The following is a 23,941-nucleotide window of genomic DNA, read 5'->3' as shown; positions in this document are numbered from 1 at the left end:
GTCGACTGGGGGAATCCAGACCCAGAGGGTGATTCGGGACCATCGACACAAGATTCCTCCCCGTGGGGTTCTTTGTCCGATTCGGCGGCTGATTCCACGCCTTCTGGTCAAATGTCACAATCGCCCGCTTCCGTGGAGGATCTGGCCGCTTTTTGGGGCGTGCTGGACGACCAGCCGGAGGAGGCGGACGACCGCCCCCCGGCGGGCGCGGACGATGATCGGCCCCCCCCAGAGGTGACGGCGTCGCTACTGCATCACGGTGACGTGCTGTGGGCCCGCTTCGAGAACGGTGAGGCCCGCCTCGGCTCCGGGCAGCGGCTCTTGGTCCTCGACGGCAGCGGTGAGCAGGCGGGAGGCTGGCGGCGGGTGGAGGTCGTGGACGCCACGCGGCTGGGTGTGCGGCTCCTGCAAGTCCCCTGGGCCGACCCGCCAAGACACGTCGGCGACGACCCCGCACTGCTCTATCGTCCGGCTCCGCCCGGCGAAGTACAGCGGGTCAGCCGGGTCGCCCCCTTCCCTGTCGGGCGCGGCCCCGACGTACAGGCCACGCTCGCGGCGAGGAGCAAGGCCCTGGAGGAGGCCGCCGACGAGCGCGCCGCGCAGGCGGAGCTCCACGCGAGGAAGCAGGTGGCGGAGGCCGAGCGGCGGTACCGGCAGCAGGCGGCGCAAGCGGAGACTGCGGCCAGGATCGAGGTGGACAGGATCACCCGCGAAGCCGACGCACGGGTGGCCGCGGCCAGAACCGAGGTGGACAGGATCACCCGCGAAGCCGACGCACGGGTGGCCGCGGTCAGAGCCGGGGTGGGCAGGATCGCCCGCGAAGCCGACGCACGGGTGGCCGCGGTCAGTGCGGAGCTGGAGCAGATGCGCAGGGCGGCGCAGGGCGCTGCTCGGCTCCCGATAGGTGTGAAGTGGATGATCGGTGTGGCGATAGTGATCATTGTGCTCGCTCTTCTCATCCGGCTGGCGCACACATGAACCTCGGCCGATTCCTCCGCCGCAGGACAAGCCGTGCCGCGAACCCGTCCGAGGAGGAGAACGCCATGGTGGAACCAGCCACCCACGTGGCCGGCTCATTGGAGGACGTAGAGCCGGCCGTCGCCGCTCCGATCGCCGATACGGACCCAGACCTCCAAGACGACCCCCCGCCCAAGAACGAGACGGCACCCCAGGAGCACGATCCGTCTCCGGGGGAACCGCCGACCGACGACAGCCTCGAAGAGCCCGACATCGACACGTGGGGCGACTTCTTCGAGGGCGCCGACGACTTGGAGGTCTACGACGAAGGTTTCGTCTCCGTCCTCGTCCCCAAGATCAGCCTGGAATGGCCTGCATCCCTAGCCTCCACCTTGGCCGAGGCAGTGTCGGAGGGAGGGAGCGACGGTCTGAACCCCGACGCGATCGTGCCCGCGCTTCCCGCTCTCTGGAGGGTCGTCGCCGATGCCGTGCACCTCGTCGGCTTCGGGTGCCTCACGCGTGAATCGGTCCGCTGGGGTTCGGGAACCTGGCAGCTCATCCTCTCACCGCGTTATTCCCTCACCGGCACCGTGCTAGAAGCGGGCCACCATGACGAGCACTTCCATCGGTGGGCCTGGCTTCAGGACCGGCACGTGATCGCGTACGCGCTGGTCGAGGCGGTCGTGGGACGCCGGCCCGCCGGCCGCCAGGACGCGCAGGCGCTGGTCGAGTGCGCGGCCGGGGAGGTCACACCGGGATTCGATGCCATCGTCGACCTGCTGCTTGAGGGCGACCTTGCGGTCGGCGACCTGCGTGCGCTGCAGGCTCTCGACCAGTTACTCTCCCGTAACGCCACCAATCCTGTCCGGTACCGCTGCTTCAGGGAGACCATGACGGGCTCAGGCAAAGCATCGGGCAGGGCGGAGGACAACGAGGACCTCGCCTGGTGGATGTCCGTGAAGGGCAAGCCGACTTGTCTGGCGCTCATGGACGGGATCACCGGAAACCACGACGGCTGGGGGCGTAAGGCCGTGCTCGCCGCGATGTCCGCGATCCGCGGCGCCTGGGAGTCCGGCACCCTGGACCCTGCGGAGGCGATCGCTGTCGCCGATCGCGAGGTGTGCGCGCGTACCCCGCCCGGCGGCGCCACCGCGATCTTGGGGAGCCTCTCCCCCGACGGTACGGGCCAGCTCGCCTCGGTCGGAGACTCGGCCGCCTGGCAGCTCAGGCCGGACGACCCGGTGAACCCCAAGCACTACCAGGCGTGGCGCCTCACCCCTGTGCACACGGAGTACGCCGAGAACCTGCGCGCCGACGCGACCGTGGTGAAGGGCAAGTCCTCGCTCACCAGGTACTTGGGCGGCGCCGCGCGCCGGCCGTTCACGCTCACGTTCAGCCTCGCGCCAGGAGACCTGCTAGTGCTCCTCAGCGACGGCGCTGCGGAGGAGGAAGAGCCGGGCCGGTGGTTTGGCGGCGTCCTTGCCAAGCTCGCCGCAGCCCGGGCGCGGGCTGGACGGGCGGTCGCTCCCGGGCTCGCCGCGGACATTGTGATGAGAGCGGAGCGCCTGGGAGGGCACGACAACGCGACCGCTCTGGTGGTCGAGACCGACTGGGCGGACCCAGACGAAGAGACGACGGTTGAGAGGGCGGCCGACTACCGATGAACGAGCTGGAAATTACTGTGGATCGCGAGCGGGTCGTAGGCGGCGACGAGTTCGCGGTGGGCGTCAAACCGCCCGCACAGCGGCCTGATCCCGCACAGCGGCATGATACGAGCACCGGTAGTGAATTCGTCCTAGCGCTCGATGCCAGCGCCTCGATGACCTGGCCGGCCCGGCGCGGTGACGACGGCGGGCCCACCAGGTGGGATCTCGCGCGTAAGGGCGCGCTGGCACTCGTAGCTGGCCTGGCTCCCACGACCGAGCTGCACATCCTCATGTTCGCCGGTGGCACGCGGGTCGTCGCCGTCGGATCCGCTGGAACGATCTCGGCCCAGCTGGAGAACCTGCTGCCCGTACATCTGGAGGAGGACTATACGGGCACCAGCATCGAGGCGGCCCTGATCGACTCCTACGCGATACTCGAATCCTCCACAGCCACTTCCCGACGTGTGATCTTGCTCAGCGACGGCGAGCCGACCACCGGCAACCTGTCGCCGGACTATCTGGCCGGTCTGGCCGAGCGGGCTGTCGCAGCCGACGTCTACATCGACCCCATAGGACTCGGCGCCGAGGCGAAAGTCGATCTGCTGCTGCGGCTCGCCGTGAACGGGCCCTGCGACCACGTCGCCTCCCGAGAGGATGCCGAGAAGATCATGGTGGAAGTCATGAGCCGACTGGCGCAGAAGGGTCAGCAGGTCATCGTTTCCGGCGGTGAGCTGCGGCTGGAGGTGAGCCCGCACTTCTCCCTGCTGGGTGTCTACCAGCTCGCGCCTGCCAGAAGGATTCACCAACCGCAAATCGTCCCGGGCGAGCAGGGATCGAGCGTGGCCACCGTCCCGCTGGGCGCGTTCGGCGCCGGGGAGCACGCCCGCCCGCTGTTCGCGCTGAAGCTTCGCGCCCCGGCGGTCCGCAAGGGCAACACCGTGCCCGTCGTGCAGGCCTCGGCCACCCTGCGTTCCCGCCGCGGCGTCGTGACCTGTCCTACGCAGGTGCCCTGTGTGCTCGTCATGCCCGGTCCGCGATCCCGAAACGAACCCCGGCCCCAGTACAACCCCTATCTGCTGGACACCATCAGGGAGGTGGAACTCGAGGCGGAGACCGCTGAACGACTTACGGCCGCCCCGGAAGGGCGGCACGAGGAGATCTACCGGGCGGCCAAGGACGAGGCCACCTCCGCCGGGCTGTACATGCTCGCCGGCCAGTACAGCGAAGCACTCAAGGCGCTCGGCTCCGGTTTGAAGGCCAACGACGTGTACAACTTCACACGCGCGGCCTCCAGCCGGGGCGTCAGCTCGCCGGTGCTCGGCCTGCGGGATCGTCCGGTGTTATCGCCCTCCGAACGCGCCCGGCCGGTCGCACTGGATCCCGTATACTCGGACGACGACTGGCAGGACGAGCAGCCCGGGCGCGGCGACGGGGCCACCACGGACTACGGGGACGAATGGTGAGCGCGATCACCGTCGTGCTGGACGCCTCGAACATCGCGTGTGTACGGCAGCAGAACGGGCGCATCGCCTACCGATTCAGCAGGGTCGAGGAGGTTCGCGACTACTGGCTGAAGCGTCACCCGGAGGACGAGGTACGCGCCATTCTCGACGCCTCGGCCTATCGCCGCATGGTGGACGAGCCGCGAGCCCGGCGGGCCGAGCAGGACAGCTGGCTGGAGACGGCGACGGGGGACGCCGACGACCGGATTCTGGATCTCGCCGACCGCTATCGCGCGGCAATCGTGAGCAAGGACAACTTCACCTTTGCCCGTGAGGAGTATCCCTGGCTGCAGGGCTCCCGGGGCCGGGTGTTCCTGCCGAGCTGGCGCAAGGGCGCCCTGCTGCTCCAGCCCCGGGTGTTGCGGGTGGCCACGCCACAGGAGATCGCGAAGGCGCAGGACGAGAAGCGCGCCAAGGCGGGCATCAGGAACGACCTGGGCGACCGCGCCTTCAGATGCACGGCGCCGCCGGACATCTGTGACCACGGCGGTGCGCTCGTACAACATGCGCTCCTCAGGGAGATGGACGGGATCTTCTACTGCGTCGCCTGCCAGCATCGGGCTCAGGAAGAGTTCCTCGACCCGGTCGTTCCCGAATCCGCCGGGGAGCCGCGGCTGACCGTAATGCACCACCAGCGCGTGCGGCACGAGCTCTCGCTGGGCTCGCAGGCGCTCATACTCGGACGCGGCGGTTCCAGTCGCCCTCACGTCCACGACGTCACCGCGGGACTTCCCAACGAGCTGGCTGTGCAGATCGCGCGGGAACACCTGGAAGCGTTTCTAGACGACGACGGCAACCTGATCGTCCGTCACCTGTCCATGACCAACGCCTCCTTCCTCAATCCGAGTCTCGGAAGCGACGGGCTGCCGAGCGACAACCGGCTGGCCGACTTCGCGGAGTATTCGGTGAGCGAAAACGACGAGATCCACCTGGGACCGGGCGTGGTACGTCTGATCGTCGGCGTGCCCAGATCGCTGCCGACATGACGGGCGGATTCACGCGGCTGGAAAGCGAGCGCGCTGCCGGGCTGTGCACGTACTATCCCAGGGCCTACGGACACGGACGGTTCGAGGTGTGCGATCTCATCGCCGGGGCGGGGCAGGGCTACGTGCTCTCGGTGAAGGACACCTGGAGCGGGAACACAGCCGTACTCAAAGGCATGTGGTGGGAGAATCAGGCGCTCGTCGACCTGTCCAGGGCACGCGCGTGGCTCGAACCGCGCACGCGGGAGTTGTTCCGCGGCCTGCGTGCCGCCGCGCAGGCGACTCAGTTGACCCAGCAGGCCCCCGCGATCATCGACGTGCTGCGCGAGCCATCACCAAGCCTGCTCGCCGCGGGCATGCGCAACCCGCCCGAGGAGCTGTTCATCGTCCAGCGGTTCGTGGGCCACGGTGCGACGGTCGCCGCCACTCTCGCCGACCAGTTCGAGGTCAGAAGGGCGGAGAACAAGCCCTTTACTGAAGCGGAGTTGCTGGACCTGGCCGACCAGTTGTGCAACGCGCTGGGCGCGCTACACGCGGCCCGCAGGCACAATGGCGCAAACGGGACGACGTACTGGATTCACGCGGATCTCAAGCCGGAGAACATCTTGGTCATCGGGCCGCCCTGGCGCTATCTGCTTATCGACTACGAGGGCGCGGTCGAGAAAGGCAAACCCGTGGAGGTGACGACTGAGGACTACGCGCCGCTCAGGGGCAATCAGGACTCCGAATACGACCAGGCCGATCAACGCTTCGACCTATACATGCTCGGCGCGACCCTCGCCGAGGCCGCGGGACTGCGCCGGTTGTCCCCGCAAGCCCGCTCCGCGCTGTACGGAACCGACAAAGCGGCCCACCTGGAGGCCAGAAGGGAGCTGGCGAAGCTCGGCTACGGCCCTACTCTGACCAACATCATCACCACTTGCCTCGCCAGGCCGGGTTACCGCCTAGCGCAGGTAGCCGATGTCCAGCACGAGCTCGCGAGAGCCCGGCAGAACTCAGCGTTGCAGCGTGTGCTGCTTCGTCCCTGACCTCTCGTCGACATCGACCTCTCAAGGAACAGGACGATATGGAGAGCACGCGCTTCTACGGCAAGTCCGGCCGGCTGTGGCGGGTCCGTCCTCTGCTGCTGCGCGGCGGCCACCTGCGCCCCCGTGCGCAAGACGGCGGCCACGACGCACTGCGGCGCGTCGACATGGTTCAGGACCAGGACACGTACGGGGCGCTGCGGCGCTTCGCGGACCGGCGCCAGCGTGCGGCGGCGATATCGCTCATCGCCGCTGGAGCCCCCGTCACCCCTGTTCTCGTGGACATAATCGACGATCCCGCATTGGCTCCCTCCGTTGTGACGTCGTGGGAGTCCGGTGGCTCCGACGTGCTGCTGGATCGGCTCACCGAGGCGGACGACCTGGCATACCTGATGGAGCGGGGGCACAGATGGACGCCCGCGCAGGCGCTGCGCACGCTGGTGCCGCTCGGACAGGCTCTGGACGTAATGGCGAGCCAGGGCTTCATCCCCATCGAGCTGTCCCCCGACCACTTGATCTTCAATAGCGGCAGTATCCGCCTCGTCGGCATCGGCCGCCACCTCTATCGGCCGGACCTTGGCGATATACCGGATGTCAGCGGCATGTCGTTGTTCACCACTCTTCTGCTTGGCGACGACTACCCACCCTCCGACGCCGACGCGAGTGTGTGGCGCGACGCCCAGCTGCGGGTGCTGCTCCGCCTGGCAGGCTGGATGGTGTGCGGTTTGGCGCCGGCGCTGTGGGGGCCCGTCGCCTCCTGGCGTGACCTGCAGAAGTATCTGCACTACGCGGGATTTGAAGTGCCGCGGATCCGGCCGAACATGCTGGCCCAGCACCTTGTGGAGGCGGCCGACCGTGCGGAGGCGCTGGCCGCCGAGCGCCAGGTGACGACCGCGCCTGCGGTGGTGCTTTATGACGACCAGCAGTGCGCGATCGGCGGGGAGAGCAGATTCGACTGGCTCCGCGCCCACGTGGGCAAGACCGTCTACGGACTGGTGGAATCGGTCGAGGCCGGTGTGGTCCGGGCACGTATCGCGGCGCCGGGCGAGACCCCGATCTACGTCGGCGTGCCCTGGCGCGACACTTATCACGCCGATGGTGGGCAGTACGTGGACCTCAGGAACTGCTACCGGCAGGGTGACCGCATCGCCTTGACCATCACACAGGTCGAGGCGTCCACACCGAATGGGCACGCCCGGCCGAAGGTCAGCGCAAAGGTACCCGTGGGCTCGGGGGCGCCCATCCGCCCCCGCCACCGCTCCCGGGTGGATCTGAACGCCGAATCCGTCCGGCTCGGGCTGCTTTGTGATCACGGCCCTGGTGTGGTCTCCGTTGCGGCGTTCGGCGGCGGCCGGCGGACCGGCGTGCGTGCGGCCCTGCTGTCGGGAGCAGGTTGGGTACTCGTCAAGCCGGAGGAACTGCCGCGAGTCGCGGCCCACCTCGCTGAGATCAATCCCACCGCTCGCTACATCGTGGTCGGGTACGCGTCGAGCGAGCTGGCCCAGGCGCTCGACGGGGTGCGCCACGAGTCGGTGCTCCCGAATTCCGCCGACGCCCCGACACAGATCGCTGGCAGGCCCGCGCTGTCGCTCCCGTACGTCCTTGACCCGGAGCTGGAGGAGTTCGGCCAACGGCTGCCCAACGGCACCGGAAGCTCCTTCCGGCGCAGAACCTTCCCCGCCGGGTGGGCTCATGAATGGGAGGCCTCCGAGGGCGAACAGGTCAACGCCGCGAGCCGGGCCGCCTTGGCCAAGAAGCTGAAAATGCACGCCGCTTTGTTCGCCGACAACACCGAGCTGCTCGTCCGGATCGGCATGTTCCTGCGCCGTCCCGGGAACCTGTCCGTGGATCCCAACCGGGTGGCGGTGAACCTGCAGCAGGCGGCCACCGTGCTCGGCAGCGTGCCCGCGACAGGCAAATTCCGGCGCGACCTGACGAGTGCGCTGCTCGGCACCTCGTATAAGGACCTCTACAGGATCGTCACGCAACGTCTCCTGCCGGTCGCCATGAAGCTCTCGGCCGCCTACGACCCCGGCCTGTCCCTCGGCGGGCGCGGTATGGACGAGAACCTTTTCGACGAGCCAGGCGTGCGACGGCTCGGCCTCTACGGCAGACTCGCCACCGCACTGCCCGGTCACGCGCACAAGGACCTGGCGGAGATCGTCTCCGGGCTGGACGACGACCTGATCGTCGCGCTCGCCGACATCCCCGCGCCCAGCCTGCAGTACCTCGTCGCCCGGCTGCGCTCCGCGGAACTGCTGGAAACCCTGCGTAAGCACATCGCCGGGGGAGACCTGGAGCTGCTCAACAGGTTCACGCCCACCGCGTGGCAGCTCCTGCTGGAAGGGTTGCGCCAGCCGGAGCTGCTCGGGGTGCTGGGGTTGGGCTGGACGCTGGTCGTGGAGCGTGATCAGGCTGGTGTCGTGGACGGCCGCACGCTCGTACGGCTCGCCGCCGAAACCGGGCGTGAGCCCACTTACATCGTCCGGGCGCTGCTCGATACGCCGGTCAAGTCGTGGCCGGACGTCCTCGCCAACCCTCGACTGGCTCAAGAGTGGCTGACGCACTACGGAGTCCTCGATATCTCGGGTGTGCTGAAAGCCTTCCCCGACGCCCAGCGGATCCTGCCCGTCGTAGGCCGCGACGCCCTGCGAGCAGCGGCGGCGGGCGACCTGGACCGTCGGGTGCTGGAGCGGCTCATGACCTTCGCCCAGCAGGTCGGGATCCTCGCCGCCGAGGCGATCGTGGCCTTCCTCGCTACCGGCCTCGAAACCAGCCAACTCGAAACCGTCACCGGACCGGCGGCCGTGGCATGGTGCACGTACCGGATGAGAGAAGGTGACACCCTCGAACAGGCGATTCAACGCCTGATCCAAGAGCCGGACGCACTGCGCATCTGGGCCGTCGACGGCCGAAACCTGGACAGAAGGGTCCTCACCGACGTACTCGGCGCCGAACCAAAAAACCTGGGCGTCTCCGCCGTGGAAGGCCGCCAACTCGTCCGCCTCTTGGAGCGCGAACCCGGCTTGGGGGACCTGTGCGCGCGCGCCATCTTCCCCCGCCAGCGGCTGCGGCTGCTCCAATGGGCCGCCCACGACCCCCACCATCGCCTGCTGCACCGCGCGGTGGCGGCGGCGCTGCCCGGCCTGCTCGATGAGCCTGACCTCGGAACGGCGCTGAGCCAGATCCTCGATGAGCACCTCGACTACCGGCAGGTGGTCATGGCGAGAACCTTGAACCTGGATAGACCCGGTCGCGAGCTGCTGCGCGCGCTCGGCCCTCTAGGGCCGGGGCTGGACACGGACGTCCTCCTCACCGTACTAGAACTCGCCAGAACGGAAGGGCCGGGCTTCGCGGCGGAGGCCGCGCAGCTCGAAGGCAGACGGCCGGGCGCGATCAGGTTGCTCACCCGCTGGGGTGCTCAATGGCTACCCGTACTCGCGGGTGGGCATGGTGCGAGGGTGGCGGTTCTGCTCGCCCGGCACGCGCCGGAGGACGACCGGACATCACACTGGCTGCTCAGCTCGGGCGAGGACGGCCTGCAGGCGCTGGCCCGGCACGGCCAGAGGCTTCTCCGCCTGGTACGTGAGACGCGCCCGCCGGTCGTGGACGTCCGGCTACTGTCCGATCTCCTCGACCACAACCCCGCGCATGGCGCTGCCGCCCTGTATCACTTGATCGTCCAGAACGGCCTTCCACGGGAGACGTGGGGGCAGGCATCGCGGTGGCTGGCGGAGGGGAAGCCAGCGGACGAGGTGTTGCTGCGGCTTTGGGACCGCGCCGCGACTCGCCTGCTGACCTGAAGGTGGAGCAAGAGGACGGCAGGCAGGCCCAAGGCATGAATGAGAGGGGCTCCGAGCTGCCGAGGGTGTGCCGGTCGAGTTCCTCCAGTCGACCGCGGAGCGCGGCGGGGAGAGACCCTCAGCGACGTGTTGCGGTCACGTCCAGTGAGGTGGTGTACGAGCTGCCACCGCGTGATCCGTTTCTGTAGGTTAAGCGGTGAGGGTATTCGGGAGTTGTTCCTCGTTCGGCGTGTCGCCGGAGATCACGCGTAGGCGTGCTTTTGCGAGGAGGTCCAGGCCGATGTAGCGGCGGGCTTCGGTCCATTCTTCGTCGATGCTGCTGGCTGGCGGTATTGCAGAGGATCCATGGCCATGGTCAATCCTAAGAACCGAGGTCCAACTCGCAGCGTTCGCTCAGATCGTAGACGCCGGTGGAAAACCCTTGACCACTCTTTCGGATTCCAATCACGGGACTGAACCCCGATGCCTGATACGTCTCTGGTTTAGTTATGCAATCGTCGTTGGCTAACGACTGTTAGCCGCGGCCAGCATCATCGCCGTGAGAGCATGGCCAAGGGCGAGGGAACAGGCTCCTCGGCGGGTCTCGTGGCTGCCGCTCTAAGTGTGTTCCCACCCTCTGGGCGCCCTAGTCTTGTGGTGAATCGCCCCCGATCAGCAGAAACCTCTGGTGGCTGGCCCTAGCTCTCCTTCGTGCTGTATCTTGGTTCTCCCGTGGGTATCTCAGGCACCGAAGTGTGCCCGGTGATCGGTTGGCACCAGTAAAGCCCGCGGAGAAAACATGCTTACGGCCCTGTCACGCTGGCAGCGCGTCGCTCTCGTTGCCGTTCTTACGATCCCCCTGCTCGCCATCATTATCCTGACGCTGCCCACGTGGCTAGTTCTCCCCTTCCGGCGCGAGGGCCGCGAGTTCATTCTTGAGCTGGTCGAGAGGCTGACTGACTGTCTGAAGGCGTTCGTCGGGGTGCCGCAAAGCGATCAGGAGGACGGGAATCAAATGGGAAGGCGGCGAGGAAAAGGAAGAGGCTAGACTCGTGAGTTCCTAGCGCGAAGCCACAGATCTATATCACATGCTGTTTCGTAAGTCAACTGACGGCGAGGGTAGAGGCGCCTGCCCCGAGGGAGCAATCGTCAATGAGCCGTTGTCTGTAACGGTCGGTCGCGTGTGTAGTGCCGACGCCAGCCGGGTGATGCCGCTTCGTGGCGAGGCATAGCAGGGCATTCCTGGGCATGCCGCGCCCCAGTGATCGATGGCGCCCCGGTGCTGCAACCCGTGGAGTCCCGGCGAAGTCTGAGCGCACAGGACTGCACTGCATACTCGTCGGTGGTTTCGTGCTCAAGCAGGTCGTCGATGGGCACGACGTGGCAGGCTCATACGCGCCGGGCCTTCCGCGTCCGTGCGGCCTTCCGGGCCATACGAGAACGCTGCTCGTGCGTGCGACCCGCGTTCGCGATCCTCGCGGCTTTCGCCTTGCTGTAGCCATAGTACTACAGCCTGATTTCGTGATGTCTGAGCCATCGTCGCCAGTAGTGGCTGTGGCGGGCGCGGGTCTGATGGTGGCGTCGGTGGGTTGACCAGGCCAATACAAACTCAAGAGCGCGCGTGGCAGGGACAATCACGTGTGCCAGGAGACGGCGGATTTCTGCTGGTGTGAGGCGGACCAGGCCGCCTGGGCTTTTGGGGAGTGTGCGGCGGTGACGGCGAGGTAGGCGTGGGCGAGCATCGCGAGGGTGATGTGGCGGTGCCAGGCATCGAACCGGCGGACCTGGTAGTGATCCAGGCCGGTCTCGTTCTTGGCTGCCTGAAAGCATTCCTCGATCGCCCAGCGCGCTCCAGCCACACGGACCAGGTCGTCCATCGTCGTTCCCACCGGGCCGTAGCACAGGTAGTAGGCGATCTCCAGTTCACCTTTGGCGCAGGGGATCAGGGAGCGCCGGGCCAGCAGCCAGCGCTGGTAGCCGGGTTCGGTCTCGTAGTGCACGGTGGCCAGCGCCCAGTCATACAGCCGGGGCCCTTTTGCGCCATCACCGCACGAGCGGCGCTTCCACGCCTCCGGCGGGGCGCCGGCGACGAGAGTATCGGCGCGTACGGTGGCACCCGCGACGATCTGACTCTTCGGGACGGCGACCACATAGCTGACACCGCGCCGCTCCAGGAAAGAGCGGAACTTGTAGTCCATGCCATAGGCCTCGTCGGCCGTCGCCCAGGACACGGGCAGGCCAGCGTCCAAGGCCCGGGCCAGCATCTGCCGGGCGAGCATCGGCTTGGTGGCGAACTCCACCTCCTCAGGGATGCCGGCCTGCGCACACCGCTGGCGGTCGGCCAGCCAGGACTTGGGCAGGTACAACTCCGCATCGATCAACGCCCGGCCCAGCGGTGAGGCGTAGGCCAGGAACACACCGAGCTGGCAGTTCTCGATCCGGCCCGCAGCGCCGGAGTATTGACGCTGCACCCCGGCCGACTTCGTGCCCTTCTTGATGAAGCCGGTCTCGTCCACGATCAGCACCGCATCCCGGTGCCCGAGGCGTTCCACCACGTACGCCCGCAGATCCGCCCGTACACCCAGGGAGTCCCAGCGGGCGCTGACCAGCAACCGCTGCATCCGATCCGGTGTCGCGTCCCCGGCCGCCTCGGCCAACTGCCAGCCGTTCTTGCGCTCCACCGGAGCCAGCAAACCGGTCAGATACGCCCGCGCCTGACGCCGCGGCTCCACCCGCCCGAACCGACCCGCCACCCGCGCGAACAACGCATCCAGCCCGGCCACCCACTCCTGAAGGTCACCCGCAGCCACACCACCCGACATGATCCAGAACTATAGATCACAAAACCTGGCTGTAGTACTAGGCCGTGTCTTCAATGTGATCTAGGTGTTGGATCATGACTTGGCGTGATTCGCCGGTACGAGTTGACCGATGAAGAGTGGGAGAAGCTGCAGGTTCTTCTCCCCTCCGGGCGGATGGGCCGTCCCCGGGAGGACGACCGCCGGGTGCTGAACGGGATCGTGTGGAAGATCCGCTCCGGGGCGGCCTGGCGGGACATCCCCGCCCGGTACGGGTCCTGGCAGAGCATCTACACCCGCTTCCGCCGCTGGGCCCTGAACGGCACCTTCACCCGCATGCTGCAAGCCCTGCAAGCCAACGCCGACGCCCGCGGCGACCTTGATTGGCTGGTCGCGGTGGACTCCACCATCGTCCGAGCCCATCAGCACGCGGCTGGGGCGAAAAAAGGGGGACCAGGCGCCGACTCGCCATCCGATCACGCCCTTGGACGATCCCGAGGCGGACTGACCAGGCCGGGGTCCGGTCGTCCGGGCGTGTGAACTGCTGGAAGTCTCCCGCGCCGCCTTCTACGCCCGCCGCAACCCCACACCCGGCCCCCGCGCTGTCCGCGACAAACAGTTGAGCGAACGCGTCAGCGGCGTCCACCGTGAATCGCGTGGAACCTACGGCGCGCCACGCATCCACGCGGCCCTTCAGCACGAAGGCGAACGATGCGGACGCCGTCGCGTCGCCCGGCTGATGCGCGCGCTGGGATTACAGGGCCGGTATCGACGCCGCCGGCAGACCACCACGATCCCCGATCCGGACGCCGCCAAGCGGCCGGACCTGATCAGCCGCGACTTCCAGCCGGAACCCGACGGGACCGACACTCGCTGGTGTGGCGACATCACGTATATCGCCACTGATGAGGGCTGGCTGTGTCTGGCCACGGTCATCGACATCGCCTCACGCCGGGTGGTCGGCTGGGCCACCGCCGACCACCTGCGCACCGAGCTCGTCGCGGACGCTTTACAGCAGGCGTGGCGCAACCGCCGCCCCACCACACCCGTGATCTTTCACTCGGACCGCGGCTGCCAAATACACCAGCACCGCCTACACCCGGCTGGCGGAGCGGCTCGGAGTCCGGTTGTCGGTCGGACGCCGGGGTCAGTGCTGGGACAACGCGCTGGCCGAGTCGTTCTTCGCGACGATCAAGGGCGAACTCCTGGACGAACACCGCTGGCCCACCCGGGCCGCCGCCCGCAGCGCGATCTTCGAGTTCATCGAAAGCTGGTACAACCTCCGCCGCCTCCACAGCAGCCTCGGCTACGTTAGCCCCGCCACCTACGAAGCTTGCGTGGCCTGACCACCACACCAACGGTGTCCGTCAAAGCGGAACAAGCTCAAAGCGCGGCCTGGCCGCCGCACCCGGTGTAGTGCCAAGTCTGGTTGCCGGACAGCCAGACGTCCGCCTCGCCCATCACGGCCATTTACTCGATCTTGAATGAGTGCGGGATGCGCTTCGTCTCCGTCCGGGACATCCCACCGCACCGCCGTGGCCGAGGGTGACACCGCCGACCACGGGCCACACGTTCACCACGGTGTCCACGCCCCGCGAAAAGTCAACCCAGCCGCTCGGAGCCTGCTCGCGGAACGTCTGCTGCGGACACCCACAGGCGCCTGGTCACGAGAAGATGCGGTCCATGACCTCGGCTCCATCAAGGAGGACCGGGCGGATCTGCTTGCGGCAGACCGCTTCGGTGACGGCTGTCCCACTGTGACCGACGAGGCGAGCGATGTCCTCCAGAGGAACACCGGAGTCAGAGAGCAGTGAGACGAAGCTATGCCGCATCTCCCGTGGTGTCCAATCCTTGGCCTTCAGCCCAGCGTCCTTCAAGATCTTCCGAAACATACGTCTGACGTTGTGGGAGTCCAGGGGTGTGCCGACCTGAGAGGCGAAAACGAGATCGTTCTCGGTCCACCTGGTTCCGGCAGCCTGCCGATCCTTGGCCTGCTGGACCTGATGCGCGCGAAGAGCCTCCACACATCGTCTCGGCAGGGCAAGTGACCTACGGGATTTCTTGGTCTTCGTGTCGCCTCCCTCTCGGATGGATCGCCAGACGGCAATCCATGGGGGAATGCCGTTGTCGGAATCTCCATCGAGATCCACCTCCGACCAGACGAGCGCGCGGAGCTCCTCGGTTCGGGCGCCGATGAGGAGCGAAAGCACCACGTAGGCGTACAGCCGCGAGCTCTCCGCAGCGGTGAGGATCGCCGCCGCCTGCTCCAGAGTGAGCGACTTGGAAGGGCGGCCCTGTCTGCCTTCGGGGACGTCACACAGAGCCACCACGTTGCGCTTCACCTTGTCCCGAGCCTGGGCGAAATTCACCGCCCGATTCAGGCACGAGTGGAGCAGTCGAACCGTTCGGGTGCTGTGCGTCTTGGACTTGCTTATGAGCCAGCGGTCCACGTCTTCGGCGCTCAGCTCCCGCAGCTTCCGCCCACCCAGAGCGGGAATGATGTGCTTTTCGGAAAGAATGCGATAGTTGGCCACGGTCTCCGTACCGCGTCCCTGCAGGCCGTAAGTGAGCCAGCCGGTCACCGCGTCGGCGACCGTGTAGTTGGCCGGGCCATTGGCGAGTCCGTCGTCGTGATCGCGGAGGATCTCCTTGAGCTTCGCCTTGGCCTCAGTCTTGGTCTTGCCGCTCGCCTTTCTGACGATGCGTTTGCCGGCTGGAGAGTAGCCGACGGTGACCGAGGCGATCCAGCGCTGCCGCTGCTCGTCCCAGTGCAGGCCGCCGTCTCCCCGGCTGCGTCGTGCTGTCATATGGTCCTCGCTTCCTGTTCGAGAAGAGCGATGTAGTCGGCGATGGCTGCGGCCGGGATCAGCCGGGTACGGCCCTGTTTTACGGAGCGCAGCCGTCCAGCACGTAGCTGCTCGTAGATCACGGTCCGGCTCATGCTGAGCAGGCGCATGGCGTCGCTGACCCGGTAGAGCTGCCTTCCGTCCACCTGGTAACTGCACTGATGATCTTGCGAATGGTTGTCACATACCTGAGTGGGCCGCGTACGGCCCCGCGTGCGGGGCCCTGCAGGATACGGCCGTGAATCCGATTCGGGAGGCCCTGAGCAGGCCCTTTGTGGCTGTTCAGTCACCCGCGCCTCCTGCCGGGATTCCCGCGCCGGCGACAGCGAGGAGCCGTGTCCGGGCGAGCTCGCAGTAGTCGGCGTTGAGCTCGATGCCGGCGAACTTCCGGCCAAGTTGCCGCGCGGCAATGCCGGTGGTGCCGCTGCCGGTGAACGGGTCCAGGACGATGCCGCCGGGGCGGCAGCCAGCCGCAATCGCCGTAAGCGGGATGTCGATCGGGAATGCCGCGAAGTGCGCCGCCCGCAGTGGCCGGGTGGGGATCGACCAGACGTCCCCGGGGTTCCTGCCATTGGGGTGCGCGGCGGCATGCCGCTCACCCGTGGGCCGCATCGCCGCGCCATGCCGCGGGCCGGCCGAGTCTTCGCCGTCACTGCCGTACTTGCCGGGCGGAGGCCAGGCCGTCTGGATGCTGTTCGCCTTGCTACCCCCGGAGCGTGCCCGTCTGCTGATCGGGCGGTCGCCGGTGTAGGGCTGGCGGACCGGGTCGAGGTCGAACCAGTAGCGCTGCTGTTTGACGAGCAGGAAGATCAGCTCGTAGCGGTTGGACATCCGGTCCCGGACGGACTGCGGCATCGCGTTCGGCTTGCTCCACACGATGGCGTTGCGGAGGATCCAGCCGTCCTCCTGGAGGGCAAAGGCGACCCGCCACGGCATGCCGAGCAGGTTCTTCGGCTGTACGGCCAGACGGGCCTTGGGCCGTACCTCTGGCTGGCTCGGGTTGTAGTCCTTGCCGCGGGACCAGCCGTCGGAGTTCGCCGCGTAGCAGTCCCCGAGGTTCAGCCAGCAGGTGCCGTCGTCGGCGAGCACCCGGCGGGCCTCGGCGAAGGTGGCCTGGAGGTTCTCCACGTACGCCTCCGGCGTGGGCTCCTGCCCGTACTGGCCCTCGCAGTAGTTCCGTAGCCCCCAGTACGGCGGGCTGGTGACGATGCAGTCCACCGAGCCCTCGTCCATCTCGGTCAGCACCTCGCGCGCGTCCCCGTGGTAGATCGCCGCGTGCTCGTCGTGCCAGTACGGCTCGCGCAGCTCGCTCATCGGCGTCCCCCGGCGTGCCGGATCGCCCACAGGACGCGGGTGACGTCACCGGCTCGACTGCCGGTGTGCCAGCCGATGGGCCTGGGGAGGATGCGGAATCCGGCGTCCCACAGGTCGGTGCCGGGGTCGTCGATGCGGGTGTAGGCGATCAGGCGCCGGTAGCCCATCTCGCGGACCAGGGGCCAGACGGCACCGAGCAGCACTCCACTGGCGTCGGATGTGCCGTCGGTGGCCAGGGCGAGGACCTCGGCGGTGTCGCCGTCGTCGAAGGCCCAAGCGGTGGGCCAGCCGATGAGCATGACACCGGCGAGGGTGCCGTCACCGGTCTGGACACCGAGAGCGAACGCGGTGCCGGCCGGCAGAGCGAGGTGGGGCTGGGCCCAGGCGATGAATGCCCGCGCGGTCTGAATCGGCACCGGCGAAATCACCAGCTGCTGATTCTCTGGACGCTCGGGGCTGTTCAGGCCCTCGCGCTCGTTGGTGATTGTCTTGTCATTCCTGCTTTCCATCGTGTAGTCGGGACACGTTTCTCCGGATGCGTGCGCCATCGGGCCCGCTGGGCGGTCCGAGGCGCATGACCAGGAATATCCATCGACTCAGAGAGCCCTCAGAGGGCGAGTCCTCAGAGCCGGCTCTGCACCTAGAGGCGTGACGTCTGAACCGCTCAGAGATCCCAGCCAACGGGTTATGTGAAAAGTCTGCGGCGGAACTCCGAATCGGCTATGAGCAAATTCTGAGGGGGTGCGTACACCAGTTTCGAGACCAACGAATTCCTCTCGGACTGGAGCAAGAAAATGAGCACCGACCCCGTCGCCGGTTCCCCGCTGGACACCGCGGAGACCTCGTTCCGGCTGCTGACCACAGGGCCGGGCGCGCTGTCCCTGAACTGCACCACGCTCGCCCCCACCCTCCCCAGGGGCGAGGTGAACCTCGCGGAGCTGCGGATGCTGCTCACCAGCCGGCACGTCGGCGACGAAACGCGTGACGCCGTCTGGCGGGAGCTGGTCAACCGGGCGCGGGTGCGTAAGGGAGCGTGGACGGTCGCCGCCGTCGGCATGGCGATGCCCGCCCTGCGCACGATCGCCGCGACGCTCACCCGGGACCTTCCCTACGGGGACCCGGCCGACGTCGACTCCGAGATCCTGGGCGGCTACCTGAGTGCCCTGCGCCGCCTGGACCTGGACACCACGGACGTACGCGCCCGGCTGTGCCAGGCCGCGCGGTGCGCGGGCGAGCGTGCCGTACGGCACATCGTTTCGACGACGGAGCGGCGGCGACTCCCGGATGAGTCCCCTCCCCTGCGACGTCCGCGACCCTGCCCCGAGCTGGTGCTGGCCGACTCGGTGGCCCTCGGCGTGCTCAGCGAGCATGACGCCGAACTGATCCTCCTGACGCGACTGGGCGCCATGCCGCTGCGGCAACCGTCCCCCACGACTCCCCCGCCCCCCGCTTCCTCGGTGAACGAGGAAGCGCCTACGGCTTCCGCGCGGAGCCAGGGAACTCCGGATGCAGCACCCGCAACCGACCCGAAGGGAGGCAGGGACACCACCCCTGGCTCCGCGCGGATTTCCTTCCGTCCCCAGCCTTCTGCCGCTGGCGGTACGGCTCCGGCCGCTCGCCGCTGGAACGTGCTGCCGTACCGGCCGCTGTGGCAGCGGGCGGCACGAGTGATCGGTTTCCGCGTCCTGCCGATGCTGGCCGGCGCTATGCCGTTCGTTGCCGCCGCGGCAACCAACGCCCTGGCCTCGCCGGTCGTCGCCGCTCCTTCGGACCTGAACACGGTCTTCACCAACCTGCGGAACTGGCTGATCGGCCTGCTCGCGACGCTGGCCACGCTGATGCTGACCCTCGGCGGGCTGCGCTACCTGGTGGCGGGCGGCGACCCCGGCGAGGTCCAGAAGGCCAAGGCGGCGTTGAAGGCCGCCGCCTTCGGCTACGCGCTGGCCGTCCTGGCCCCGCTGTTCGTGAGCATCCTCAAGCGCGTCGTGGGCGGGTGAACCCGGTGACCCCGATCCGCGGAAAGCTCGCCGTGGCCGACCGAGACCGGCCGCAGACGGCAGCCGCACCTGCGCGGCACCCCGCGTCGGCCGGAAGCGCGGCAAGGCGACCGGTTGAGACCCCCACCCGGGTGGCACTGCGTGTCGTTGCCGCTGCCGGCGTGGTCGTCGGCGCGTGCACTGTGGTGGTCATCAGCGCGGCCTCGGCTCACGCGACGCCGACGCCTCTGCCCTCTCCTGTTCCTGGGTCGTCTCCGTCCGCTCCTGGTGAGCTGCCGGTGCCGGAGGGGACGGGGATCGGCTTCGGCATCGGGGACTGGATCACGGGGCAGATCAACTCCTGGTTCGCGAGCCTGGTGTACCTGGCGATCAAGCCGTTGCTGGACCTGCTGGCGGTGACGCTGCTGGCCACTCCGGATGTCTCCGGCGGCGGCCGGGTGTTCGACCTGTGGCAGGCGACCGCCGCGATCGCCAATGCCGGGTTCGTCCTGCTGGCGACCGTCGGCGCGATCAGCGCGATGGGCCACCAGACGGTGCAGACGCGCTACACGGTCAAGGAGGTCCTGCCCCGGCTGTTCATCGCCGTCCTGGCCGCCAACACCAGCTTCCTGCTGTGCGGCAAGGTCATCGAGATCGCCAACGCCCTGTCCACGGCCCTGCTGGGGCAGGACTTCGACGGTCGCCGCGCGGCCACGACTCTCCAGCTGCTGGTCATCGCGCCGGGCGTCTCGCAGCAGATCTTCTACGTCCTGCTCGCTCTGGTCGCGGTCGTCCTGCTGCTGCTGTTGCTGATCACGTTCGTCATGCGGGCGGCGCTGGTGCTGTTGCTGACGGTCGCCTCGCCGCTCGCGCTGGCCTGCCTGGCTCTGCCGTACACCGAAGGGCTGGCCCGGTTCTGGTGGCGGGCCTTCACCGGGCTCCTGCTCATCCAGGTCGCCCAGTCGCTCACGCTCGTCCTGGCGGTGCGGATCTTCTTCAACCAGGACGGGCGGCTGCTGCTCGGGCTCATGCCGACCGGCCAGCTCGTCAACCTGGTGCTCGCTCTGTGCCTGCTGATCATTCTGATCCGCATCCCCGGCTGGATCTCTCGCCGGATCTTCGCCGGGGCCGGCGGCCACTCGACGATCGGCCGGATGGTCAAGTACGCCCTGGCCTACAAGCTCACCTCGCCCGTCCTGGCCGCCCTGCACCTCCGCCCGGGAGGCCGCCGTAGCAGCACACCTCGGGCCGCCAGGAACGTGGCCGCCGCCCACGCGATGACCGGCCGGGCGCTGCCCGCGCTCGCCGCCGGTCCTGCCGGTACGGCTGCCGCCACCGCTGGGACCGCCGCTTCCGCGGCCCGTGGCGGTCCGGGTCCTGCCAAGCACGCGCCCATATCCGCACGCCACCCGGTGAGCCCGGCGGACTGGGAGCCCGCCCCGGTCAAGCACGCTCCGTCCGCTCCCGCCGTCCAGGGCAAGTACCGGAGGCCGCCACGACCGTCCGGTCCGATTCCCTTGACGAAGCCGGTGTACGGCCACCCGCGCGAGACCTACTACGCCAACGGCCCGGCCGGGCTGGCGCAGCTGTACTGGCTCCGCACCCAGAACAGCCCTTCGCGCCCTGGCCGCCCGCCGGTCCCGCCGGTCGTGTTCCGGCCTCCCGTCTACCCCTCGCAGGGCGTCACCGGACGCCCGGGCGACACGGAAGGGCACCGTACTCCGCCCCCCAACGCCACCGGAGATGAGGGCCGATGAGCTGGGTACAGCCGGTCCGCATCCCCGCTGACGTGGACCAAGACGACAAGATCGTCGCCGGGTTCACCGCCCGCCAGGTGGCCATCCTCGGCGGCACCGGCGCCCTGCTCTACGCCGCGTACGTGCTCGTCGGTGAGCGGGTGCCGCTCGTGGTCTGCGCTGCGCTGGCGCTGCCGGTCGCGACGGCAGGGACTCTCCTGGCCGTCGCCCGGCACGACGGTCTGCCGCTCGACCGCTACCTGTTCGCCGCCCTCCGCCACCTGCGCTCCCCCAAGCGCCTCGTCTGCACTCCCCATGAGGTGCCGCCGCCCCCGGCCTGGATCGGCGCCAGGCCCGGCCCTGCTCCCGCACCGCTGCGCCTCCCCGTACACGGGACGGCCGGGGACGGGCTGCTCGATCTCGGCCCGGACGGCGTCGCAGCCATCGCGGAGGTGTCCACGGTCAGCTTCGCCCTGCGTACCCCCGAGGAGCAGGACACGCTGGTCGCGGTGTTCGGGCGCTGGCTCAACTCGCTGTCGGGCCCGGTCCAGATCCTCGTACGCGCCGAACGGGTCGACCTCACCGAGACGATCGCCTCCCTCGAGCACAACGCCCGCCAGCTCCCGCACCCCGCGCTGTCCGCCGCCGCGCTCCAGCACGCCGGCTTCCTCGCCGGCATCGCCGAGCGGCACGACCTGCTGCGCCGCCAGGTCCTCCTGGTCGTACGTGAGCCCGCGGCAGGCAAGGCGCGGGAGGCCGGTGCGGCCCGCGCCCTGCGGCGGCTGGACGAAGCCGCCCGGCTGCTGTCGGCCTGCGGGCTGACCGTCCGCCTGCTCGACGCCGCCGCCACAAGCGCGCTACTGGCCGCCTGCTTCGACCCAGCGGCTCCGCCGCTGCCCGCCGCATCCATGGCTGCCCCGGATCAGGTCATCACGAGAGGAGAACACTGGTGAAGTTCGCCTTCCGCCGCACGACACAGCCCGCGCACGGGTTCGGCCCCGACGCCCTCGAGGTCCAGCCCCGTAGCCTGCAGGTCAGCGACAACCACTGCGCCACGCTCGCCGTCACCGGCTACCCCCGCGAGGTCACACCCGGCTGGCTCGAACCCCTCCTCACCTACCCGGGGCGACTGGATGTGTCCTTCCACGTCGACCCCGTACCGTCCCTGGTCGCCTCCGACCGACTGCGCAAACAGCTCGCCCGCCTGGAATCCGGCCTGCGCAGCGACCAGCAGCACGGCCGGCTCATCGACCCCAGCGCGGAGGTCGCCGCCGAAGACGCCCAGGAGCTGGCCTCCCGGCTCGCGCGCGGCCAGGCCAAGCTGTTCCGCACCTCGATCTACCTCACCGTCCACGCCACCACCGCCGAGGAGTTGGATGACGCCTGCGCCCAGGTCCGGGCCCTGGCCGCCTCCCTCCTGCTGGACGCGCGAGTTGCGACATTCCGCCAACTCCAGGGCTGGGTGTCGGCGCTCCCATTGGCGTACGACAACCTGCAGATGCGCCGCACCTTCGACACCCCGGCGCTCGCCGCGGCCTTCCCCTTCACGAGTCCCGACCTGACCGCCGACCTCGGCCCGACCACCGTGCTCTACGGCGCGAACGCGGCCAGTGCCTCCCTCGTGGCCTGGGACCGCTTCGCCCAGCCCAACCACAACTCGACCATCCTGGGCTGTTCGGGCGGCGGGAAGTCCTACCTGGCCAAGCTGGAAGCACTGCGCTCGCTCTACACCGGGGTCGAGGTCGCCGTCATCGACCCCGAAGACGAATACGCCCGCCTGTGCGCCGCAGTCGGCGGCGCCTACCTCCACCTCGGCGCGCCGGACGTCCGCCTCAACCCCTTCGACCTTCCCATCCCCACCGGGCGGAGCTCCACCGATCGCGAGGGGGATCCGCTCACCCGCCGGTCATTGTTCCTGCACGCGCTGATCGCGGTCATGCTCGGCGGCCCACTGGGCAGGGTCGGCAAGCCCGCCCTTGATCGGGCCATCATCTCCGCCTACAAGCAGGCCGGAATCACCTTCGACCCGCGCACCTGGAAACGCCGACCACCACTGATGAGCGATCTGGTGAGCGCGCTTACCGATGATGGGGATCCCGCAGCGACGGAGATCGCCGCCGGGCTCGCGCCCTACGTCACAGGCAGCCATCGCCGACTCTTCGACGGCCACACCACCACTCAGCCCGACTCTCACCTGATCGTCTTCTCCCTGCGGGACCTACCCGACGAGCTCAAGGCCATCGGCACGCTGCTGACCCTGGACGCGGTCTGGCGGCGCGTCTCCGACCCGGGCAACCGCCGCCCCCGTCTCGTCGTGGTCGATGAGGCGTGGCTGCTCATGCGTGACCCAGAGGGCGCGAAGTTCCTGCTGAGGATGGCCAAGAGCGCTCGCAAGCACTGGGGCGGTCTGTCGGTGGTCACCCAGGATGCCGCCGACTTGCTCGGCTCCGACATCGGGCAGGCGATCATCGCCAACTCCGCCACCCAGATCCTGCTCCGCCAGGCACCTCAGGCCATCGACAGAGTCGCCGGCGCCTTCCGCCTGTCCGACGGCGAACGTCAGCTCCTGCTGTCAGCCGACCGCGGCTTCGGCCTTCTGGCCGCCGACTCCGGTGCGTCACGGGTCGCCTTCCAGGTGTTGGCCAGCGAGCAGGAACACCGCCTCGTGACCTCCTCCCCTCAAGAACTCGCCGAGTACGTGGAGGACGATCTGTGAACACCTCAATCAATCAATGGCTGGTTCGTCCGCAGGCGCTCACGCCACGGGTGGTCGCCGTACTCGATCGCGAGTGCCTCGTCCAGCCAACGGCGCCGTACGGCGTCCAAGATGGGCAGGACCTCGGCGAAGTCACGCTCGTCCTTCGGGCGCGAGTTCTTGGCCTTGAACAGCAACTGCACCTCGGGCGCGATCCGCGCGACACCGTCTTCTCGGATTGTCAGCGTCGACAGCGGGCGACCGATCCGTGCGTCACGCCGGTACACCCACACGTCGTTCTCGGCCTCGTCCACCATCACCTGGAAACGCCACGGCCCGTCGGAATGCTCACGCACCCAGATGTCGTGCACGTGGTCTGGCAGCACCTCGCCGACCGGCCAGGGTCGCAGCGTTCCCGGCGGGTCGGCCGCGTGCACATCCCAATCAGCCAGCAGCGCGCGTACGGACAACTGGTCGCGGCGCAGCACCGAGATGTCCACATCCCCGTGCTCCCGGAAGGAGCGGCCGGCCGCCAACTCGATCGCGTACCCGCCGCTCACCCACCACGGAGCGGCCAGGTCCTGGAACAGCGTGACCACCTCGGCCAGCGGCGCCAGCTCCCACGGCCCCCACGGTGTCTCTGTCCTTGGCACCAGCCCATCATCACCCTGCAGGGCAGGA

General features: G+C 68.4%; 18 protein-coding genes and 1 pseudogene. 13 read left to right on the top strand and 6 right to left on the bottom strand.

The window, feature by feature from the left end; genetic code table 11:
* Positions 1-132: 132 nt before the first annotated feature.
* The 6 genes from Mam01_RS31835 to Mam01_RS31810 are packed head-to-tail and all read left to right on the top strand — an operon-like array spanning position 133 to position 9,916.
* The gene (locus Mam01_RS31835) at positions 133-978 is read left to right on the top strand and encodes a hypothetical protein (protein WP_204288887.1); all 846 of its coding nucleotides are present in this window, start codon (positions 133-135) and stop codon (positions 976-978) included.
* Positions 912-2,621: a SpoIIE family protein phosphatase gene (locus tag Mam01_RS31830; protein WP_204288886.1), complete on the top strand. Its 1,710-nt coding sequence runs from the start codon at positions 912-914 to the stop codon at positions 2,619-2,621. Before Mam01_RS31835 ends, Mam01_RS31830 begins: the two co-directional genes overlap by 67 nt.
* Entirely contained in the window at positions 2,618-4,066 is a 1,449-nt protein-coding gene (locus Mam01_RS31825) for a VWA domain-containing protein (protein ID WP_204288885.1), read from the top strand. Before Mam01_RS31830 ends, Mam01_RS31825 begins: the two co-directional genes overlap by 4 nt.
* Positions 4,063-5,091 carry an FHA domain-containing protein gene (locus Mam01_RS31820; RefSeq protein WP_204288884.1) on the top strand — a complete coding sequence of 343 codons (1,029 nt, stop codon included), beginning with the start codon at positions 4,063-4,065 and terminating at the stop codon, positions 5,089-5,091. Before Mam01_RS31825 ends, Mam01_RS31820 begins: the two co-directional genes overlap by 4 nt.
* Entirely contained in the window at positions 5,088-6,116 is a 1,029-nt protein-coding gene (locus Mam01_RS31815; protein WP_204288883.1) for a protein kinase family protein, read from the top strand. Before Mam01_RS31820 ends, Mam01_RS31815 begins: the two co-directional genes overlap by 4 nt.
* A gap of 38 nt (positions 6,117-6,154) precedes the next feature.
* The gene (locus tag Mam01_RS31810; RefSeq protein WP_204288882.1) at positions 6,155-9,916 is read left to right on the top strand and encodes a hypothetical protein; all 3,762 of its coding nucleotides are present in this window, start codon (positions 6,155-6,157) and stop codon (positions 9,914-9,916) included.
* Between the two features lie 1,613 nt (positions 9,917-11,529).
* Here Mam01_RS31810 and Mam01_RS31805 read toward each other — a convergent pair.
* The gene (locus tag Mam01_RS31805; RefSeq protein ID WP_204288881.1) at positions 11,530-12,717 is read right to left on the bottom strand and encodes an IS701 family transposase; all 1,188 of its coding nucleotides are present in this window, start codon (positions 12,715-12,717) and stop codon (positions 11,530-11,532) included.
* An 84-nt stretch (positions 12,718-12,801) separates the two neighbouring features.
* On the opposite strand from Mam01_RS31805, the gene Mam01_RS31800 reads away from it, so the two are divergent.
* From Mam01_RS31800 to Mam01_RS31790, 3 genes and pseudogenes are all read left to right on the top strand, one after another.
* Positions 12,802-13,233 carry an IS5 family transposase gene (locus Mam01_RS31800; RefSeq protein ID WP_204288880.1) on the top strand — a complete coding sequence of 144 codons (432 nt, stop codon included), beginning with the start codon at positions 12,802-12,804 and terminating at the stop codon, positions 13,231-13,233.
* 1 nt (position 13,234) lies between these two features.
* Positions 13,235-13,771 (top strand): annotated as a pseudogene (locus tag Mam01_RS37790) (IS3 family transposase); the annotation flags it as partial.
* 49 nt (positions 13,772-13,820) lie between these two features.
* On the top strand, positions 13,821-14,039 hold the full coding sequence (locus Mam01_RS31790; RefSeq protein ID WP_204288879.1) for an integrase core domain-containing protein: 219 nt from the start codon (positions 13,821-13,823) through the stop codon (positions 14,037-14,039).
* 318 nt (positions 14,040-14,357) lie between these two features.
* Here the strand turns inward: Mam01_RS31790 and Mam01_RS31785 are convergent, their stop codons facing one another.
* The 4 genes from Mam01_RS31785 to Mam01_RS31770 form a co-directional block, all read right to left on the bottom strand.
* Positions 14,358-15,500 (bottom strand): site-specific integrase, encoded by a 1,143-nt coding sequence (locus tag Mam01_RS31785; RefSeq protein ID WP_204288878.1) that lies wholly within the window; start codon positions 15,498-15,500, stop codon positions 14,358-14,360.
* Entirely contained in the window at positions 15,497-15,685 is a 189-nt protein-coding gene (locus Mam01_RS31780; protein ID WP_239101773.1) for a helix-turn-helix domain-containing protein, read from the bottom strand. Before Mam01_RS31780 ends, Mam01_RS31785 begins: the two co-directional genes overlap by 4 nt.
* A 136-nt stretch (positions 15,686-15,821) precedes the next feature.
* Positions 15,822-16,853 (bottom strand): DNA-methyltransferase, encoded by a 1,032-nt coding sequence (locus tag Mam01_RS31775; protein WP_204288877.1) that lies wholly within the window; start codon positions 16,851-16,853, stop codon positions 15,822-15,824.
* Positions 16,850-17,269 (bottom strand): XF1762 family protein, encoded by a 420-nt coding sequence (locus Mam01_RS31770; protein ID WP_204288876.1) that lies wholly within the window; start codon positions 17,267-17,269, stop codon positions 16,850-16,852. The genes Mam01_RS31775 and Mam01_RS31770 overlap by 4 nt, the downstream gene beginning before the upstream one ends.
* A 378-nt stretch (positions 17,270-17,647) precedes the next feature.
* On the opposite strand from Mam01_RS31770, the gene Mam01_RS37055 reads away from it, so the two are divergent.
* The 4 genes from Mam01_RS37055 (at position 17,648) to Mam01_RS31750 (ending at position 23,281) form a co-directional block, all read left to right on the top strand.
* Entirely contained in the window at positions 17,648-18,850 is a 1,203-nt protein-coding gene (locus Mam01_RS37055; RefSeq protein WP_239101772.1) for a hypothetical protein, read from the top strand.
* A gap of 278 nt (positions 18,851-19,128) precedes the next feature.
* Positions 19,129-20,586 carry a conjugal transfer protein TrbL family protein gene (locus Mam01_RS31760; protein WP_204288875.1) on the top strand — a complete coding sequence of 486 codons (1,458 nt, stop codon included), beginning with the start codon at positions 19,129-19,131 and terminating at the stop codon, positions 20,584-20,586.
* Positions 20,583-21,518, top strand: a complete 936-nt coding sequence (locus Mam01_RS31755; RefSeq protein WP_204288874.1) for a PrgI family protein — start codon at positions 20,583-20,585, stop codon at positions 21,516-21,518. Before Mam01_RS31760 ends, Mam01_RS31755 begins: the two co-directional genes overlap by 4 nt.
* Entirely contained in the window at positions 21,515-23,281 is a 1,767-nt protein-coding gene (locus tag Mam01_RS31750) for a VirB4 family type IV secretion system protein (protein ID WP_239101771.1), read from the top strand. Before Mam01_RS31755 ends, Mam01_RS31750 begins: the two co-directional genes overlap by 4 nt.
* A gap of 5 nt (positions 23,282-23,286) precedes the next feature.
* Here Mam01_RS31750 and Mam01_RS31745 read toward each other — a convergent pair whose 3' ends face one another.
* Positions 23,287-23,913 (bottom strand): nucleotidyltransferase domain-containing protein, encoded by a 627-nt coding sequence (locus Mam01_RS31745; protein WP_204288873.1) that lies wholly within the window; start codon positions 23,911-23,913, stop codon positions 23,287-23,289.
* Positions 23,914-23,941: the final 28 nt, after the last annotated feature.

Source organism: Microbispora amethystogenes (assembly GCF_016863015.1).
Classification (GTDB): Bacteria; Actinomycetota; Actinomycetes; order Streptosporangiales; family Streptosporangiaceae; genus Microbispora; species Microbispora amethystogenes.
Note: the sequence above shows the minus strand (reverse complement) of the source record. Positions and strands in the feature narration are given on the sequence as shown.

Excerpts from the sequence above, each read along its gene's own strand:
- Mam01_RS31825 (WP_204288885.1), top strand. The coding sequence starts at position 2,618 with ATGAACGAGCTGGAAATTACTGTGGATCGCGAGCGGGTCGTAGGCGGC.
- Mam01_RS31815 (WP_204288883.1), top strand. The coding sequence starts at position 5,088 with ATGACGGGCGGATTCACGCGGCTGGAAAGCGAGCGCGCTGCCGGGCTG.
- Mam01_RS31810 (WP_204288882.1), top strand. The coding sequence starts at position 6,155 with ATGGAGAGCACGCGCTTCTACGGCAAGTCCGGCCGGCTGTGGCGGGTC.
- Mam01_RS31805 (WP_204288881.1), bottom strand. The coding sequence starts at position 12,717 with ATGTCGGGTGGTGTGGCTGCGGGTGACCTTCAGGAGTGGGTGGCCGGG.
- Mam01_RS31785 (WP_204288878.1), bottom strand. The coding sequence starts at position 15,500 with ATGACAGCACGACGCAGCCGGGGAGACGGCGGCCTGCACTGGGACGAG.
- Mam01_RS31775 (WP_204288877.1), bottom strand. The coding sequence starts at position 16,853 with ATGAGCGAGCTGCGCGAGCCGTACTGGCACGACGAGCACGCGGCGATC.
- Mam01_RS37055 (WP_239101772.1), top strand. The coding sequence starts at position 17,648 with ATGAGCACCGACCCCGTCGCCGGTTCCCCGCTGGACACCGCGGAGACC.
- Mam01_RS31755 (WP_204288874.1), top strand. The coding sequence starts at position 20,583 with ATGAGCTGGGTACAGCCGGTCCGCATCCCCGCTGACGTGGACCAAGAC.